This is a genomic window from Catenuloplanes atrovinosus (genome assembly GCF_031458235.1).
Classification (GTDB): domain Bacteria; phylum Actinomycetota; class Actinomycetes; order Mycobacteriales; family Micromonosporaceae; genus Catenuloplanes; species Catenuloplanes atrovinosus.
The window spans coordinates 3365851-3380283 of sequence record NZ_JAVDYB010000001.1; the positions used below are offsets into that span (position 1 = coordinate 3365851).

Consider the following 14433-nt stretch of genomic DNA (forward strand, 5'->3'; position numbering starts at 1 on the left):
CGCACTACACCGCCGGGAGCGTGAAGTTGAAGCAGGCGCCCTGGCCGGGGCTGCCGGTCGCCCAGATGTGGCCGCCGTGGCGGTCGATGATGCGCCAGACCGTGGTGAGGCCGATGCCGGTGCCGGGGAAGTCGTCATTGGTGTGCAGGCGGCCGAACGGGCGGAAGAGCTGGTCGGCCTTGTCCGAGGGGAAGCCGGCGCCGTTGTCGCGGATGTAGAAGACGCCGTCGTCGCAGCCGATCTCGATGCGGGCGTCCGGGGTGCGGCTGGTGAACTTCCAGGCGTTGCCGAACAGGTTGACCAGTACCACCCGGATCAGCTCCACGTCGCCGGACGCGGTCATGCCCGGGGCGATGACGGTGGTCACGGCACGGTCCGGGAAACGGAGCCGGAAGTCGTCGACCACCTCGGCCGCGACCGTGGAGACGTCCACGGTGTCGCGGCGGATGTCGCCGCGGCTGGCGCGCGCGAGCAGCAGCAGCGACTCGACCAGCGCGGCCATCCGCCAGGCCGCGCCGTGCACGCGGGTCAGGTCCTGGCGGGCGCGGTCGGAGGTGTCCGGGTCGTCGAGCAGTTCCTCGGTGAAGCCGAGGATGGTCTGCAGCGGCGCGCGCAGGTCGTGGGAGACGCTGCCGCTGAACGCCTCCAGCTCGCGGTTGCGCCACTCCAGTTCGTCGACCATGCGCGCGCGGGCCTCGGCGGCGTCCCGGGCGGCGCGCTCCTCGGCCGCGACGATCTCCCGGGTGAGCAGTTCCTCGCGGATCCGGCGGGACTCGTCCTGGAGGTGCTTGCGGCGCAGGTGGGCGCGGACGTGGGCGCGCAGCGTGCCGGGACCGTCGACGGTACGGACGTAGTCGTCCGCGCCGGAGGCCAGCGAGCTGAGCATCACCTCCCCGTCCTCCTGGCCCACCATGATCAGCGGGATGTCGCGCAGCCCGGGCACGCCCTTGATCCGCTCGCACGCCTGCCGCGCCTCGGCCACGGCCTGTTCCGTCGCGGTCGCGCCGAACGCGGGCACGGCCCCGAGCACCACGCAGTCGGCCGGCTGGTGGGCGAGCATGACCATGGCGTCGTCCGCGTGCCGCGCGTGCACCACCTCGTAGCCGTCCTCGCGCAGCGCCGCCTGTGCCTGGGCCAGGTAGGCGGGGTCGACGCCGATCATGAGGACCTTCTTCGGCCCGTGCATGCCGCGCGGCGCCTCGATCGGCAGCGCGGCCGCGGTCTGCCGGAGCACGGCGGCGAGCTTGGCCAGCAGCACCGCGAAGTCGTCCTGCTTGCGGACGAACGCGTCCGCGCCCGCGTCCAGGATCTGCAGTTCGGTGGCGTAGTCGTCGGAGGCGGTGAGCAGCAGGCAGGGCAGGTTGCGCAGCGCCGCGTCCAGGCGGATGCGGCGGATCACGGTGGCGCCGTCGATGCCGGGGAGCATGCCGTCGACGATCACCGCGCTGGGCCGGCGGTCCGCGGCGACGCGCAGGCCCTCCTCGCCGGTGCCGGCGGTCAGCACGGCGTACCCGGCGTCCTCCAGCGCCTCGGTGACCACGGCGCGGAACGTGGCGCTGTCGTCGATGACCAGCACGGTCCGCGCGTGCGAGGAGGGCGATCCCCGGCTGCGCAGCAGTTCCCGGCTGCGCGCGACGACGAGGTGGCCGTCGTAGGGCTTGCCGACGTACTCGTCCGCGCCGGTGGCGAGGCCGCGGACCCGGTCCTTCACCTCGGCCTCGCTGGAGAGCAGGATGCGCACGGCACCGGCCTGGAGCGGGATCTCACCGGCGTCGCGCAGCAGGTCGACGCCGTCCGCGTCGGGCAGCAGCACGTCCAGGAGGATCACGTCGAAGCGCTCCCGGTGGAACGCCGCGCGCGCCTCCGCGCCGGTCGCGGCCAGCACGGTGCGGAAGCCGGCCTCCTCGAAGACCTCGTGCAGGTCCATCCGTACGGTGAGGCTGTCGTCGACGATCAGCACGGTGGGGGCAGCGGTCATACCAGCGCCGCCAGTCGCTCCGCGATCTCGGCCGGCGGCAGCGACTCGGCCGCGGCGCCGAGTTGCACGGCCTCGCGCGGCATGCCGTAGACCACGCTGGTCGCCTCGTCCTGCGCGTACGTGCGGGCGCCGGCCCGGCGCATGGCCAGCAGCCCGGCGGCGCCGTCGCGGCCCATGCCGGTGAGCAGCGCGCCGGCCGCGGTCGGGCCGTACGCCTCCGCGACGCTCTCGAACAGCGTGTCGACGCTCGGGCGGCAGGAGTGGCGCTCCGGCGCGTCGCTGAGGTGCAGCGTGCCGCCGCGGACCAGCAGGTGGCGGTTGGGCGGCGCGACGATGATCCGCCCGGCGCCGGTCGAGACCGGGACGCCGCTGGCCGCGTACGACACCGGCCGGCGAACCTGACCGGCGAGCCAGTCGGTGAACGCGGTCGCGAAGGCCTCGTTCGCGGACAGGTGTTGCACGTAGAGGATCGGCAGCGGGAAGGTGACCGGCAGCCGGCTGAGGATCTGGGTGATCGCACCCGGCCCGCCGGTGGACGCGCCGATCACCACCAGCCGCGTGCCCGTGGCGCGGTTCGCCGGCTCGGTCACGGGCGTGGGCTCCGGCGCCGCCATCCGCCGCCGGGTCACCACCCTGATCCGGGAGACCACCTTCACGGCGGTACGCAGCCGCGCGCCCCAGGTGTGGTCGGAATCGTCCCCGCGCGGCTTCTCCAGCACGTCCACCGCGCCCGCGGCCAGCACGTCGTAGGTGCCGAGCGCCTCCCGCCGGGCCGCGGACGACACCACCAGGATCGGCGTCGGGCAACTCTGCATGATCTGCTCGGTGGCCTCCAGCCCGCTCATCCCGGGCAGCATCACGTCCATGGTGATCACGTCGGGGCGCAGCCGGCGGCACTTCTCCACCGCTTCCGTGCCGCTCACCGCCTCGCCGACGATCTGCACGCCGGGGTCGAGGGTCAGCGCCTCGCGCAGCGCCGCGCGCACGGTCGCCGAGTCCTCCACCACCAGCACCCGGATCACGCGGCGCCCACCAGGCCCTTGATGTAGTCCAGCAGTTCCTCCTGGTCGAACTCGCTCTTGACCACGTACGCGCTGGCGCCCACGTCGAAGCCGCGCCGCCGGTCCTCCGGCGAGGAGCGGGAGGTGACCAGGATCGCCGGGGTCTCGCGCAGCACCGGGTCGGCGCGGGTCAGCTCGACGAACGTGAACCCGTCGATGCCGGGCATGTCCACGTCGACCAGGAACAGCGCGTACGACCGGTGCTTCGCCCGCTCCAGGCCCTCCTCGCCGGACGCGGCCAGGTCGACCTGGTAGCCGGCCGACTCCAGGATGGACTGTTCCAGCATCCGGGTGGTGAGGGAGTCGTCGACGACCAGGATCGGCCGGCCCCGCGCACCGGCGGCGGACGGCAGCGCGACCGGCTCGGCCGCGTGCTGGGCGGTGGCCCGGCCGCCCGCCGCGACCAGGCCGTGCGGGTCCAGCACCGGGCGCGGGTTGCCCTCCGCGTCCATGGACAGCCCGCTGATCACCGGCCCGGCCGGAGCCAGCTCCGGCAGCGGGCGCACGATCAGCACGGACGTGCCGAGCAGCCGCTCCACGCACATCGCCACCAGGTCCGCGCCGGCCTTGACCACCACCGCGACCGCCGCGGTCTTCGCGGCCGGTGGCGTGCCGCCGAGCGCGCGGGCCAGCGGGAGGAACGGGATCACCCGCCCGTCGTGCGTGATCACCTCGGCGGCGGCCGCGGCCGCGACCTCCTCGCCGGTGAGCCGCAGGCAGGTCTCCACCGCGTCCAGCGGCACGGAGGCCAGCGATCCGCCCGCCTCCACGGTCAGCCCGTGCAGCGAGACCAGGGACAGCGGCACCACCAGTTCCAGGCGCGTGCCCTCGCCGGGCGTGGTGTCGATGCCGACGTCGCCGCCGAGTTGCTCGGCCACGTCGCGGACCGCGTCCAGGCCGATGCCGCGGCCGGACACGCCGGTGACGGACGCGGCCGTGCTGATCCCGCCGCGCATCAGCAGTCCCATCAGCGTGCGCGCGTCCGCGGGCTCGTCCGGCGCCAGCAGCCCCTGCGCCTCCGCGGTGCGCCGCACCGCGGCCAGGTCGAAGCCGCGCCCGTCGTCCCGGCACTCGAACGCCGCGAACTTGCCGCGGTGCGTGACGGTGACGGTCACGTGCCCGTCCGCGGGCTTACCGGCCGCGAGCCGCTCCTGCTCCGGCTCGATGCCGTGCGCGACCGCGTTGCGTACCACGTGTTGCAGGGCTCCTGAGGTCTGGCTCAGCACCTGCGGATCGAGCCGCAGCTCACCGCCGTGGCCCTCGAACACCACGCGTCTGTTGTGGACGGTGGCGGCGTCGTGCACGGCGCGGTGCAGCGTGGTCAGCACGGCGGCGACCGGGACCAGGCGCAGCCGCTCGGCCCGGCCGCGCACGTCGTCCAGCTCGCGTTCGACCTGTTCCACGGTCTCGGTGAGCTGCCGGCCGAGCGCGCCCAGCTCCGCGGTCAGCCGGGACGCCATCGCGCCGGCCTGGTCGGTGTAGCGCGGCTCGCCGCCGCCGTGGCCGAGCCCGGTGACCGGGTCGATGTGGGTGACCGCGCCGGTCCGGCCCACCCGCAGCTGGTCGGCGAGCGCGGCCGCGGCCCGGTGCGCGCGCTGCACGGTGGCCAGCTGCCGGCGGATCGGCCCGAACCGCGCGTGCGCCTCGTCCACGGCCTCCAGCAGCTCGTCCACGTCGGACGTCTCGCTGCGCACCGGCTGCGCCGCCGCGGGCGCCTCGGCGAGGGCGGGGACCTCCGGGGGGACGGCCGGCGGCTCCCGCGGCTCCGGCGCCTCCGCCCGGGGCGGCGACGTGCGTGGCGGCGACGTGCGCGCGGGCGACGTGCGCGGCGGCGGGGCCGGTGCGGGCGCCGCCGCGTCGCCGCCCAGCCCGTGGACCCGCGCGGTCATCGCGTCGGAGAGCGCGAGCAGCCGGGAGATCTCGGCCGGCGGGACCGGCGTCGCACCGCCCCGGAACGGGATGAGGATCTCCTCCAGCGCGTGCGCGTCGTCCGCGATCTCGGTCTGCCTGACCACGCGCGCCGCGCCCTTGAGCGTGTGCGCGGCCCGCAGCAGCCGTGCCACCGGCTCCGCGCCGCCCTGCTGCGTCAGGTCCAGCACGCCCTGGCTGAGCGCGTCGACCAACTCCCGGGCCTCGACCCGGAAGTACCGCAGCGGGTCCTTGCCGCCCGTCACTTCGCCGAACCCGCCGTCACCATCTTGAGCAGCGAGCCCGACAGCGTGGTCAGGTGGGCCGCGGTCTGCCGCGTCTGCGACGCGCTGGTCTCCGTCTCCCGGGTCACCCGCGCGGTGTCGGCCACCGCGGCGTTGACCTGTTCCACCGCGGTGGTCTGCTGTTTGGTGGACAGCTCGATCTCGCGCGCCGACTCGGTGGTGTTCCCGACCAGCGACACGATCTGCTGGAACGACGCGGTCACCTCGCCGAACTGCCGGGTGCCGGCGTCCACCGCCTTCGCGCCGGTCTCGGTCGCCATCACGGTGGTGTTCACCGCGCCGCGCACGTCGTCGATCAGCGCCCGGATCTCCTTGGCCGATGCCGCGGTACGGTCGGCCAGCTTGCGGATCTCGTCCGCCACGACCGCGAACCGCCGTCCCCACTCCCCCGCGCCGGACGCCTCGATGGTCGCGTTGATCGCCAGGATGTTCGTCTGCTCGGCCAGCTCGGACACCAGGTCGACCACGCCGCCGATCTGCTGCGAGCGCTGCCCCAGCTCCAGCATGTGCTGCACGATCAGGTCGACCTGCTGCCGGATCGCGGTGATCGACGACTGGGCCTGCTCGATCGTGGAGTCGCCGGACGCGGCCGCGGTCGCGGTCTCCTCCGCGATCTGCGCCACCCGCTGCGCGCCCTCGGAGATCTGCCGCGACGTGATCAGCAGCTCCTCGATGGTGGTGGTGATCTCGTTCATCGCGGTGGCCTGGTCCCGGGTGCCGGACGCCTGCTGCGCGGCCGCGGCCTCCAACTGTGCCGACGAGCTCTGGATGTGGCCGACCGCGCCGGCCACCTGCCGCTTCAGCGCGCGGTTGAGCACGATCGCGGCCACCGTGCTGAAGACCGTGGCGCCGATCGCGATCACGATGACCACCCAGATCGCGATGCTCGCGCGGTCCGACGCCTCGTCCTGCCGGGCGGACACGTCGTCGCGCATCAGGTTGTTGAGCGAGGCGATGTCGCGGTCGAGCACCTCCCGCTTGTCCGGGACCGTGGCCTCCCACCGCTCGGTCACCTCGGTGATCGGCACGCCCGCCTGCCGGGCCGCGATCACCGCGTCCAGCGCGGTCTGGTGCTCCTGCTCGGCGGCCACCACCGCGTCCAGCGTGGTCCGCTCCCGGTCCGTGGTCGCGCTCGCGCGCAGCTTGCCGATGCTCGCCGTGAACGCGGCCCGCGCGTCGCTCGCCGCGGTCAGGAACGTCTCGTCGCCGACCAGCAGGTAGCCCCGGGACGCGCTCGCCTTCGCCTCCGCGGACGCGCGCAGCGCCTGCGCCTCCACCAGGCCGTTGATGCCGAGCGTGATGACCCGGTCCTTCTCGTCCACGACCGTCTTCAGCGCGGCGATGCCCACCAGGCCGGTGAGCAGCGTCAGCGCGATGGCGACCGCGAAGCCGGCACCGAGTTTCTGACCGAACGTCCAGTCCCGTCCCACCGGAACCTCCTCAACTCTGCATCAGGGCTTGGATGGCGGCGCGGACGGCGGCGACGTCGACGATCGGCCGGGCGCCCTCCGGCCGCCGCACGATGCCGCGCAGGCAGCCGCGCGGGCCGTGCCCGACCTGCTCCTCGATGACATCGCCGGCCGGGATGCGCAGGTGCCCGTCGAGCGCCTCGAACGCGAGCGCGACCGGGGGCGCGCCGGCGGCCAGCACCAGCCACCGCGAGTCCGGCTGCGGCGGCTGGCCGAGCACGGCCGCGAGGCTGTAGACCGGCACGATCGAGCCGCGGAACCCGGCCACGCCGAGCAGCGCGGAGATCGGGCCGGGCAGCGGCGTGACGCGGCGGTTCGGGAAGAGGCCGGCGGACTGGGCCAGGCGCAGCGCGTACCGGCGGCCGCCGACCGCGATGGCGAGCAGATCCTGGAACTGCGCGACCTGCTCCCGCGGCGGGTCGGCGAACGACCGGTCGAACGAGGCGCGCAGCTCGCCCAGCCGTTCCCACATCTCGCGCTGGGCGGTCCCGCCGGCCCGCTCGGTGACGGAGGCGCCGTCCCGCTCGATCGCGCGGTTGCGGGCGGCGAGGTCGGCCATCTCGGCGGCCGGCGCGTCGGTGAGCGAGGTGCCCCAGGTGTCGCTCGGCGGGGTCCAGGTCATGACCGCGCTCCCACGGCCTGCAACTCGCTGCGGCAGAGCGCGATCAGTGACTGCCGGCCGAACCCGCCGCCGAACAGCAGGATCCGATCGTCCGTCTCGCCGCGCAGCAGCGTGACGGCCCGGTCCAGCTCTCGCGCCGCGGTCTGCCGGTCACCGGCCTGCTTGGCCAGCATGCCGAGCCGCATGCGGGGCATGGCGAAGCCGGGGTCCAGGTACGCGGCGAGCTGGTGGTGCCGGCCGGCGGCGGCCGGGGACGCGTCGCCCTCGTGGCAGACGCCGATCACGTAGTGCGCGTCCGCGTTGAGCGCGTCCTCCGCGACCAGGCGCTCGCACAGCGCCGCGGCCCGCCCGGTGTCGCCGGCGTGCGCGAGCAGCGCGCCCCGGAGCACCAGCACGCGCGGCAGGCGCGACTCCGGCGCGGGCACCGACTCGACCGCGGTCAGCGCCTCGTGGAACCGCTCCTCGCGGAGCAGGGAGAGCGCGCGTTCGTACCCGCGCAGGGGTGGGGCCGTGGGCGGCGTGGCGGGCGGGATCCGCGGTTCGCGCACGGCCGGCGCCGGTGCCATGGCCTGCTCGGTCCGGCGGTAGTAGAACGTGCCGTGCGTGTGCCGGACCTCCAGGCCCTCGGGGCGGCTGCCGAGCGAGTCGGTGTGGCCGAGGAAGAGGTAGCCGCCGGGCGCGAGCGCGCGGGTGATCCGGGCGATCGTGCCGCGCCGGACCTCGTCGGTGAGGTACATCAGCATGTTCCGGCAGAAGATCACGTCGTAGCTCTGGTGCGCCCACAGCACCGGGTCGTCGTTGACCACGTTGTGCTCCACGAACTGCACCCGGGCGCGCAGCCGCTGGTCGACCTCCACGCCGCCGTCGCGCGCGTGGAACCAGCGCTGCCGGATGCTGGCCGGCGTCTCCCGCAGCGACCAGCTTCCGTACCGGCCGGCGGCCGCGCGGCGCAGCACCGCGCGGTTGATGTCGAGCCCGACGATGGAGACGTGCCACTCCGACGGCACCCGTTCCAGCGTGACCGCGGCCAGCGTGTACGGCTCCTCGCCGGACGAGCAGCCGACGCTGAGCAGCCGGAGCGCCTTGACGGACGCGCGGGCCCGCATCCGGTCCGGGATAGCCACCTCGGCCAGCGCGTGGAACTGCTCGATGTTGCGGAAGAAGTACGTCTCGTTGATCGTCACGACCTCGGCCAGCGCGCGCAGCTCCGCCCGCTCCGGGTCGGCGGTGAGCCGGTCCAGGTAGTCGCGCTCGCTCATCCGGTGCTGCTCCGCGCGCGTTCGCAGCACCTCGGCCAGCAGGTCGTCACGCTTGGCGTCGAACGTCATGCCGAGCCGCTCGGCCAGCAGGCTCCTCAGCCGGTCCAGATCAGCCCGCATACGCCGCCACCGTCCGGGTCACGCCGTCCGGGTCCAGGAACATCAGCGGCTCCGCGTCCAGCACGCCGACCGCCGCGACCACGCCGCCCATCGACGGCGTCTCCCGTCCCGGCTCCGGGCGCACGTCCCGGACGCCGACCACCGCGCCGATCGCCAGCACGCCACCGGCCTTGGTGCTGATGAACCGTTCCGCCGCGGTGTCGAAGTCGCCGAGCAGCCGCCCCAGGTCCAGCACCGGTACGGCCGTGCCGCGCACCACGCTGACGCCGCGCACGTAGTGCGGGCTGCCGGCCAGCGGCTGGATCGGCAGCGGCCGCATGAGCTCCACGACCTCCCCGAGCGGCAACGCGCACAGCATCGTGCCGACGCGGAAGATCAGCGACAGCTCGGACACGGATTCAGGCTAAATGCCGCTTTATCACCATGAGACTGAAAACCAAGCAAAGGCCGTGCACGGGTACGGTTTACCGCTCCGCGTCCGGTTTCCTCGTGGCCGCATGCGGCGCTATCGTGCGCAGCATGAACGATCTTGACGGCGGGACGGCCACCGTGCGGCTGGTGGTCAGCGGGCTCGGCGCGATCGGCGGCTCGCTGCTGCGCCTGATCGCGGACCGGGACCACGGCGTGGACCTGCGCGTGGTGGCCGCGGTCGACTCGTCCGGCGCGATCGTCGACGACGGCGGCATCGACCCGGCGCGGCTCGCGGCGCACAAGGCCGCCGGCGGCCGGGCCGTCGACCTGCCCGGCGTCACCGTGGCCGGCACCACGGTCGGCGACGTGCTCGCCACCGGCGTCCGCGCCGACCTGCTGGTCGAGGCCGGCCCCGGCGACCTGGAGACCGGCGGCGCCGGGCTGGCCGCGGTCCGGGTGGCACGCGCGGCCGGGATACCCGTGGTGCTCGCCGCCAAGGCGCCGCTGGTACTCGCCTGGGACGAGTTGACCGGCCCCGGCCCGGCCGTCGCCTACAGCGCCTGCACCGGCGGGGCGCTGCCGACCGTGACGCTGCTGCGCGCCACGCTCACCTCCGCGCGCGCCCTCCGGGTCGAGGCCGCGCTGAACGGCACCAGCGCGTACGTGCTCCGGCTCGTCGAGGACGGCCTCGACCTGGCCACCGCGGTCGAGCGCGCCCAGCGGCTGGGCATCGCGGAGCCCGACCCGTCCTGGGACCTCGACGGCTGGGACGCCGCCTGCAAGCTGGTGCTGATCGCGAACGCCACGCTCGGCGCGCGCGCCCGGCTCGGCGACGTCGACGTCCGCGGCGTCTCCGGCGTCACCCGCGACGAGCTGCTCCGCGCCCGGGCGAACGGCCACCGCATCGTCCCGCTCGCCACCGCCGTGCCGGAGGCGGACGGGTGGCGGCTCGCCGTCGGCCCCGCCGAACTGCCCGACGCGCACCCGCTCGCCCGGATGGACCCGGAGGAGATGGGCATCGTGGTCCACACCGACATCGCCGGCCGCCTCGCCGCCACCACCCACGAGCCGGACGCGATCCCGTCCGCCGCGGCCGTCCTCCGCGACATCCTGACCCTCGCCCGCGCCGCCTGACCCGTCCCGCACCGCACGCTTCACCGCCGCCCCGCTACAGCGGGTTGGTGAGGATCAGGTCCGCGACGTGCTCGGGGAGGCCGGGGGCGAAGAGGCCGTGACCCATGCCGTCCACGATGGTCAGTCGCGCGCCGGGGACCAGCGGGGCCAGCGCCTCGGCGTGCGCGGGCGGGAACAGCGGGTCGGCGCTGCCGTGGATGACCAGCGTGGGGGCGGTGATGGTGGCCAGCGGCGCCCGGCGCGCGTCGGTCCACCGGCGGCCGGCCAGGTCGTGGTTGCGGGCCGCGCCCGGGTCGGTGGCGCGGGCGAGCGTGCGCTCCACGAAGGACCGGGCGGCCGCCTCGTCGAACGGCAGCTCCTCGCCGTGCAGCGCCCGCTGGGTGTCGAGCGGCGATCCGCCGCCAGTGGCCAGGTGGCGCAGCAGGGCCGGGGCCGGCGGCGGCAGTTCGCCCGGCAGTGGCGGCTGCCCGGCGAACGCGCGCGCCCACGTGGGGCCGGGGTCGTTCCCCATCGGCGACGTCATGATCGCGGTCAGCGACCGCACCCGCTCGGGGCGGTGCACGGCCAGCCACTGCCCGATCGCGCCGCCGAGCGAGGCGCCGGCCAGGTGCGCCGCCTCGACGCCGTGCGCGTCGAGCACCGCGAGCGCGTCGAGGGCGAGGTCGTCGAGCGTGTAGGGATGCGTGGCGAAGTCGCGGCACTCGGACAGCCCGGTGTCCCGGTGGTCGTAGCGGATCACCCGCCGCCCGCCCGCGACCAGCCGGTCCACCAGCGGCTCCGGCCAGCCGATGGACTGCGTGGCCGTGCCCATGATGAGAAGTGTCGGAGCGCCGTCGCCGCGCGACTCGCTCCACAGTCGAATCCCGGTCTGCATGGCCGCAGACGTTAGCCCGTCGCTGAGCTGCCGAAACACGCCACCACCGGCGGGTACGCATCGATGGCATGGGATAATGGAGTCCCGATTGACAACCGGTTGCCGCGCCCTTAGATTACCAATCGGTTATGAATGAGACGGAGCTCGACACCACGTTCGCGGCGCTGGCCGATCCCACGCGCCGCGCGATACTCACCCGGCTGGCCGCCGGCGAGGCCACGGTCACGGAGCTGGCCGCGCCGTTCGTGATGACCCAGCCGGCGATCTCCAAGCATCTGCGGGTGCTGGAGCGCGCCGGACTGGTCTCGCGCGACCCGGGCACCCGTCGCGCCCCCTGCCGGCTGGAGGCGCGTCCGCTGAAGATGGCGGTCGACTGGCTGGAGAACTACCGCGATTACTGGGAGGAGTCCTACCAGCGCCTCGACGCGCTGCTGAGGGAACTGACGGACGAGCCGTGACCGGCGTGGAGGTGGTCGCGCGCGGCGACCGGGAGCTCGTGACGACGCGCGCGTTCGCGGCCCCGCCCGCGCGGGTCTTCGACGCGTGGACCCGGCCGGAGCTGCTCGTCCGGTGGTACGGCGCACGCGGCTGGCGGCTCGTCGAGTGCGACGTGGACCTGCGCGCCGGCGGCGCGTGGCGGTTCGTCTCCGAGGGCCCGCGCGGCGCGCGGATGACGCAGCGCGGCGTCTACACCGGGGTCGAGCGGCCGCACCGGCTGAGCTGCACGGAGCGGTTCGACGACCAGTCGTACCCCGGCGAGACCTTGATCTTCCATGTGTTCCGCGCCGACGGCGCCGGAACGCTGCTCACCACCACGCTGCGGTACGCGACGCCGGCGGGCCGGGACCGGGTCCTGGCCTATCCGATGGCGCGCGGCCTCGGCGAGGGCTACGCCAGACTCGACACCCTGTTGGGAGAACACCCGTGAACTGGACGCTCGAAGTCGTCATCGTCCCCGTGTCCGACCTGGACCGGGCCAAGGAGTTCTACGCGGACCGGCTCGGCTTCCACGTCGACCACGACACCGACCTCGGGACCGGCCGCCTGATCCAGCTCACGCCGCCCGGCTCCGGCTGCTCCATCGTGATCGGTCACGGTCCGGTGCCGGAGATGCCGCCCGGCTCGCTCAAGGGCCTGCAGCTCGTCGTCCCGGACATCCGCAAGGCCCACGCGGAGCTGGTCGCACGCGGCGTGGAGTGCACCGGCGTGCAGACGGTCGGCGAGAATCCGCGCCCGGTGCCCGACCCCCTGGACAACGTCGGCTTCGTCTTCTTCAGCGATCCGGACGGCAACTCCTGGGCCGTCCAGCAGATCTCCTCCCGCGGCTGACCGGTTAGTCGATCAGCTCGTCGTAGTCGACGAGCGTGAGCGGGCCGTCGGAGAGGGACAGGTCCGCGCGTGGCACGCTGATCGGCTCGCCGCCGCTGGTGAAGGTGACCGTGCCGATCTCCGGGCGGCTGGTGAGCGTGCAGACCACCTGGCCGAAGGCGAGCACCTCGTCGCTGCGGTTGTACGCGGTCCAGTCGCCGATCTCGACGGTGGCGGCCGCGCCGTCCAGCGTCAGCCGCGGCGTGATCGCCGAGCCGGTGAGCGCACTGGTGTAGCCGTCCGCCTGCTCCTTCGCGTTCGGCCCGGCGAACAGGTCGGCGAGCTGCTCCGCGGCGTTGCGGCCGGTCGGCAGCCGGCGCTGGATGCGGGCGATCCGGCTGTCCTTGATCAGGCAGAGGCGCTCCACCGCGGAGCCGACGCCGGGCGCGGTGGGCGTGCCGGACCGGTACGGCCGCGGGTCGTCCGGCTCGCGCGGGGCGTCGTCGAGCGGGATGCCGCAGCCGGCCAGCAGCAGCGGCAGCACCAGCGCCAGGCGTCTCACAGGCACTCCGGCAGGTCGATCCGGAAGCGAGCACCGCCGCCGGGTCGGTCCAGCACCTCCGCGGTGCCGTGGTGGGCGGCCGCGTGCTGGGCGACCAGCGCGAGGCCGAGCCCGGTGCCGCCACCGTCCGCGCGCGACGAGCTCTGCGCCCGGCCGCGGACGAACCGGTCCCAGATCAGCGGCTTGTCCTCCGGGCTGACGCCGGGGCCCTCGTCGTCCACCTCGATCCGGCAGCGCTCCGGCCCGGCCGTGAGCCGCACCTCGGTGGCGCCGCCGCCGTACCCGGCCGCGTTGTCCAGCAGGTTGTCCAGCAGCTGCCGGATGCGCCGCCGGTCCACCGACCAGATCACCGGGCCCGCCACCACCGTCACGATGCCCGGGTCGAAGCCGTGGTCGCGGCAGGCCTGCCGGGCCAGCTCCGCCACGTCCACCTCGCGGCGGTCCGCGGGCCGGTCCGTGCGGGCCAGCTCCAGCAGGTCGTCGACCAGCCGCTGGAACCGGTCCACCTCCGCGACCACCAGGCCGGCCGCCAGCGCGGTACGGTCGTCGAGCGAGTCGCGCCGCCGGTCCAGCACGCTCGCGGCCGCGGCCAGCGTCTGCAGCGGGGAGCGCAGCTCGTGGCTGACGTCCGCGGCGAACCGGCGGTCCCGCTCCATCCGCGCGGAGAGCTGGTCGACCATCAGGTTGAACGAGGTGGTCAGCCGCGCCAGGTCCGGCTCCGCGGCCGGGTCCAGCCGGGCGAAGTGCCGGCCGGCCGTGATCTCCTGCGCCGCGTTCGCCACCCGGGTGAGCGGGCGCAGCACGTACCGGGTGGCGTTCCAGCCGATCAGCGCGCCGGTGCCGGCCGTGCCGAGCGCGACCACGGTCAGGATCAGCGCCAGCAGCCGCAGCGTGCGGTCCAGCTCGTCCATGGCGTCGATCTCGTAGAAGACCGCGCCGCCGCGCAGCGGCACGGCCACGACCAGCGCGGGGCCGCCGCCGGCGCGCACCCGCTGCACGCCGACCCGGCCCGTGGCCGCGTGCCGCTGGAGCTCGGCGGGGATCGCGGCGGTCAGGCCGAGGTCGGCGCTGCGGGCGTGCCACTGGCCGTCGAGCTGGAGGACGGCGCGGCGGCTGTCACCGGTGTCGAGCGAGCGCAGGACCGTACCGATGTCGGGGGTGGGGGTGTTGTTCACGCCCGCCTCCACGATCGCCGCGTCGTAGTAGGCCGCGCGGACCGCCGTGTTCTCCCGCTCGGTGATCAGCGATCGGCGCACCAACTGGTACGAGACGAACGCCATCACCAGCGACAGCACGAGCGCGCCGGCCGCGAACCCGGTCGTGACCCGCGCCCGCAGCCCGGCCCGGTCGAGAAACCTCATCCCGGCTCCGCCGGCACGTCGGGCTTTCCCGGCCGGACGGACCCCGCCGGCGACCCGGCCG

The 14433-nt window shown here is 74.6% G+C and carries 14 protein-coding genes; 4 read left to right on the forward strand and 10 right to left on the reverse strand.

Annotated features, from left to right (window positions below; genetic code table 11):
• Nucleotides 1-4 precede the first annotated feature (4 nt).
• From J2S41_RS15125 to J2S41_RS15155, 7 genes are read right to left on the reverse strand one after another with little or no spacing between them, the layout of a single operon-like run.
• Nucleotides 5-1978, reverse strand: coding sequence for a response regulator (locus tag J2S41_RS15125; protein WP_310368241.1), 1974 nt, complete (start codon nt 1976-1978; stop codon nt 5-7).
• A complete protein-coding gene (gene cheB, locus J2S41_RS15130) occupies nt 1975-3000 on the reverse strand; it encodes a chemotaxis-specific protein-glutamate methyltransferase CheB (RefSeq protein WP_310368242.1) in 1026 nt (341 codons plus the stop codon). The genes J2S41_RS15125 and cheB overlap by 4 nt, the downstream gene beginning before the upstream one ends.
• Entirely contained in the window at nt 2997-5213 is a 2217-nt protein-coding gene (locus J2S41_RS15135) for a hybrid sensor histidine kinase/response regulator (RefSeq protein WP_310368243.1), read from the reverse strand. The genes cheB and J2S41_RS15135 overlap by 4 nt, the downstream gene beginning before the upstream one ends.
• Nucleotides 5210-6682, reverse strand: coding sequence for a HAMP domain-containing methyl-accepting chemotaxis protein (locus J2S41_RS15140; protein ID WP_310368244.1), 1473 nt, complete (start codon nt 6680-6682; stop codon nt 5210-5212). Before J2S41_RS15140 ends, J2S41_RS15135 begins: the two co-directional genes overlap by 4 nt.
• Nucleotides 6683-6692: 10 nt before the next feature.
• Nucleotides 6693-7343 carry a chemotaxis protein CheW gene (locus J2S41_RS15145; RefSeq protein WP_310368246.1) on the reverse strand — a complete coding sequence of 217 codons (651 nt, stop codon included), beginning with the start codon at nt 7341-7343 and terminating at the stop codon, nt 6693-6695.
• Nucleotides 7340-8722, reverse strand: coding sequence for a CheR family methyltransferase (locus J2S41_RS15150; RefSeq protein WP_310368248.1), 1383 nt, complete (start codon nt 8720-8722; stop codon nt 7340-7342). Before J2S41_RS15150 ends, J2S41_RS15145 begins: the two co-directional genes overlap by 4 nt.
• Nucleotides 8712-9116, reverse strand: coding sequence for a chemotaxis protein CheW (locus J2S41_RS15155; RefSeq protein ID WP_310368249.1), 405 nt, complete (start codon nt 9114-9116; stop codon nt 8712-8714). The genes J2S41_RS15150 and J2S41_RS15155 overlap by 11 nt, the downstream gene beginning before the upstream one ends.
• Before the next feature lie 125 nt (nt 9117-9241).
• Here J2S41_RS15155 and J2S41_RS15160 point away from each other — a divergent pair, with 125 nt between their 5' ends.
• The gene (locus J2S41_RS15160; RefSeq protein ID WP_310368251.1) at nt 9242-10267 is read left to right on the forward strand and encodes a homoserine dehydrogenase; all 1026 of its coding nucleotides are present in this window, start codon (nt 9242-9244) and stop codon (nt 10265-10267) included.
• Between the two features lie 34 nt (nt 10268-10301).
• On the opposite strand, the gene J2S41_RS15165 is transcribed toward J2S41_RS15160, so the two are convergent.
• A complete protein-coding gene (locus tag J2S41_RS15165) occupies nt 10302-11078 on the reverse strand; it encodes an alpha/beta fold hydrolase (RefSeq protein ID WP_310368253.1) in 777 nt (258 codons plus the stop codon).
• Between the two features lie 191 nt (nt 11079-11269).
• On the opposite strand from J2S41_RS15165, the gene J2S41_RS15170 reads away from it, so the two are divergent.
• The 3 genes from J2S41_RS15170 to J2S41_RS15180 are packed head-to-tail and all read left to right on the forward strand — an operon-like array spanning nt 11270 to nt 12470.
• Nucleotides 11270-11599: an ArsR/SmtB family transcription factor gene (locus J2S41_RS15170; RefSeq protein WP_310368255.1), complete on the forward strand. Its 330-nt coding sequence runs from the start codon at nt 11270-11272 to the stop codon at nt 11597-11599.
• The gene (locus J2S41_RS15175; protein ID WP_310368257.1) at nt 11596-12069 is read left to right on the forward strand and encodes an SRPBCC domain-containing protein; all 474 of its coding nucleotides are present in this window, start codon (nt 11596-11598) and stop codon (nt 12067-12069) included. Before J2S41_RS15170 ends, J2S41_RS15175 begins: the two co-directional genes overlap by 4 nt.
• The gene (locus J2S41_RS15180) at nt 12066-12470 is read left to right on the forward strand and encodes a VOC family protein (RefSeq protein ID WP_310368259.1); all 405 of its coding nucleotides are present in this window, start codon (nt 12066-12068) and stop codon (nt 12468-12470) included. The genes J2S41_RS15175 and J2S41_RS15180 overlap by 4 nt, the downstream gene beginning before the upstream one ends.
• 4 nt (nt 12471-12474) lie before the next feature.
• On the opposite strand, the gene J2S41_RS15185 is transcribed toward J2S41_RS15180, so the two are convergent.
• Both J2S41_RS15185 and J2S41_RS15190 read right to left on the reverse strand, forming a co-directional pair.
• Entirely contained in the window at nt 12475-13011 is a 537-nt protein-coding gene (locus tag J2S41_RS15185; RefSeq protein ID WP_310368260.1) for a GerMN domain-containing protein, read from the reverse strand.
• Nucleotides 13008-14372 (reverse strand): ATP-binding protein, encoded by a 1365-nt coding sequence (locus J2S41_RS15190; RefSeq protein ID WP_310368262.1) that lies wholly within the window; start codon nt 14370-14372, stop codon nt 13008-13010. Before J2S41_RS15190 ends, J2S41_RS15185 begins: the two co-directional genes overlap by 4 nt.
• Between the last annotated feature and the right edge of the window lie 61 nt (nt 14373-14433).

Bases quoted from the DNA above. Each gene is read 5' to 3' on its own strand.
- J2S41_RS15125 (WP_310368241.1), bottom strand. From the start codon at position 1,978: ATGACCGCTGCCCCCACCGTGCTGATCGTCGACGACAGCCTCACCGTA.
- J2S41_RS15145 (WP_310368246.1), bottom strand. From the start codon at position 7,343: ATGACCTGGACCCCGCCGAGCGACACCTGGGGCACCTCGCTCACCGAC.
- J2S41_RS15150 (WP_310368248.1), bottom strand. From the start codon at position 8,722: ATGCGGGCTGATCTGGACCGGCTGAGGAGCCTGCTGGCCGAGCGGCTC.
- J2S41_RS15160 (WP_310368251.1), top strand. From the start codon at position 9,242: ATGAACGATCTTGACGGCGGGACGGCCACCGTGCGGCTGGTGGTCAGC.
- J2S41_RS15165 (WP_310368253.1), bottom strand. From the start codon at position 11,078: ATGGGCACGGCCACGCAGTCCATCGGCTGGCCGGAGCCGCTGGTGGAC.
- J2S41_RS15170 (WP_310368255.1), top strand. From the start codon at position 11,270: ATGAATGAGACGGAGCTCGACACCACGTTCGCGGCGCTGGCCGATCCC.
- J2S41_RS15190 (WP_310368262.1), bottom strand. From the start codon at position 14,372: ATGAGGTTTCTCGACCGGGCCGGGCTGCGGGCGCGGGTCACGACCGGG.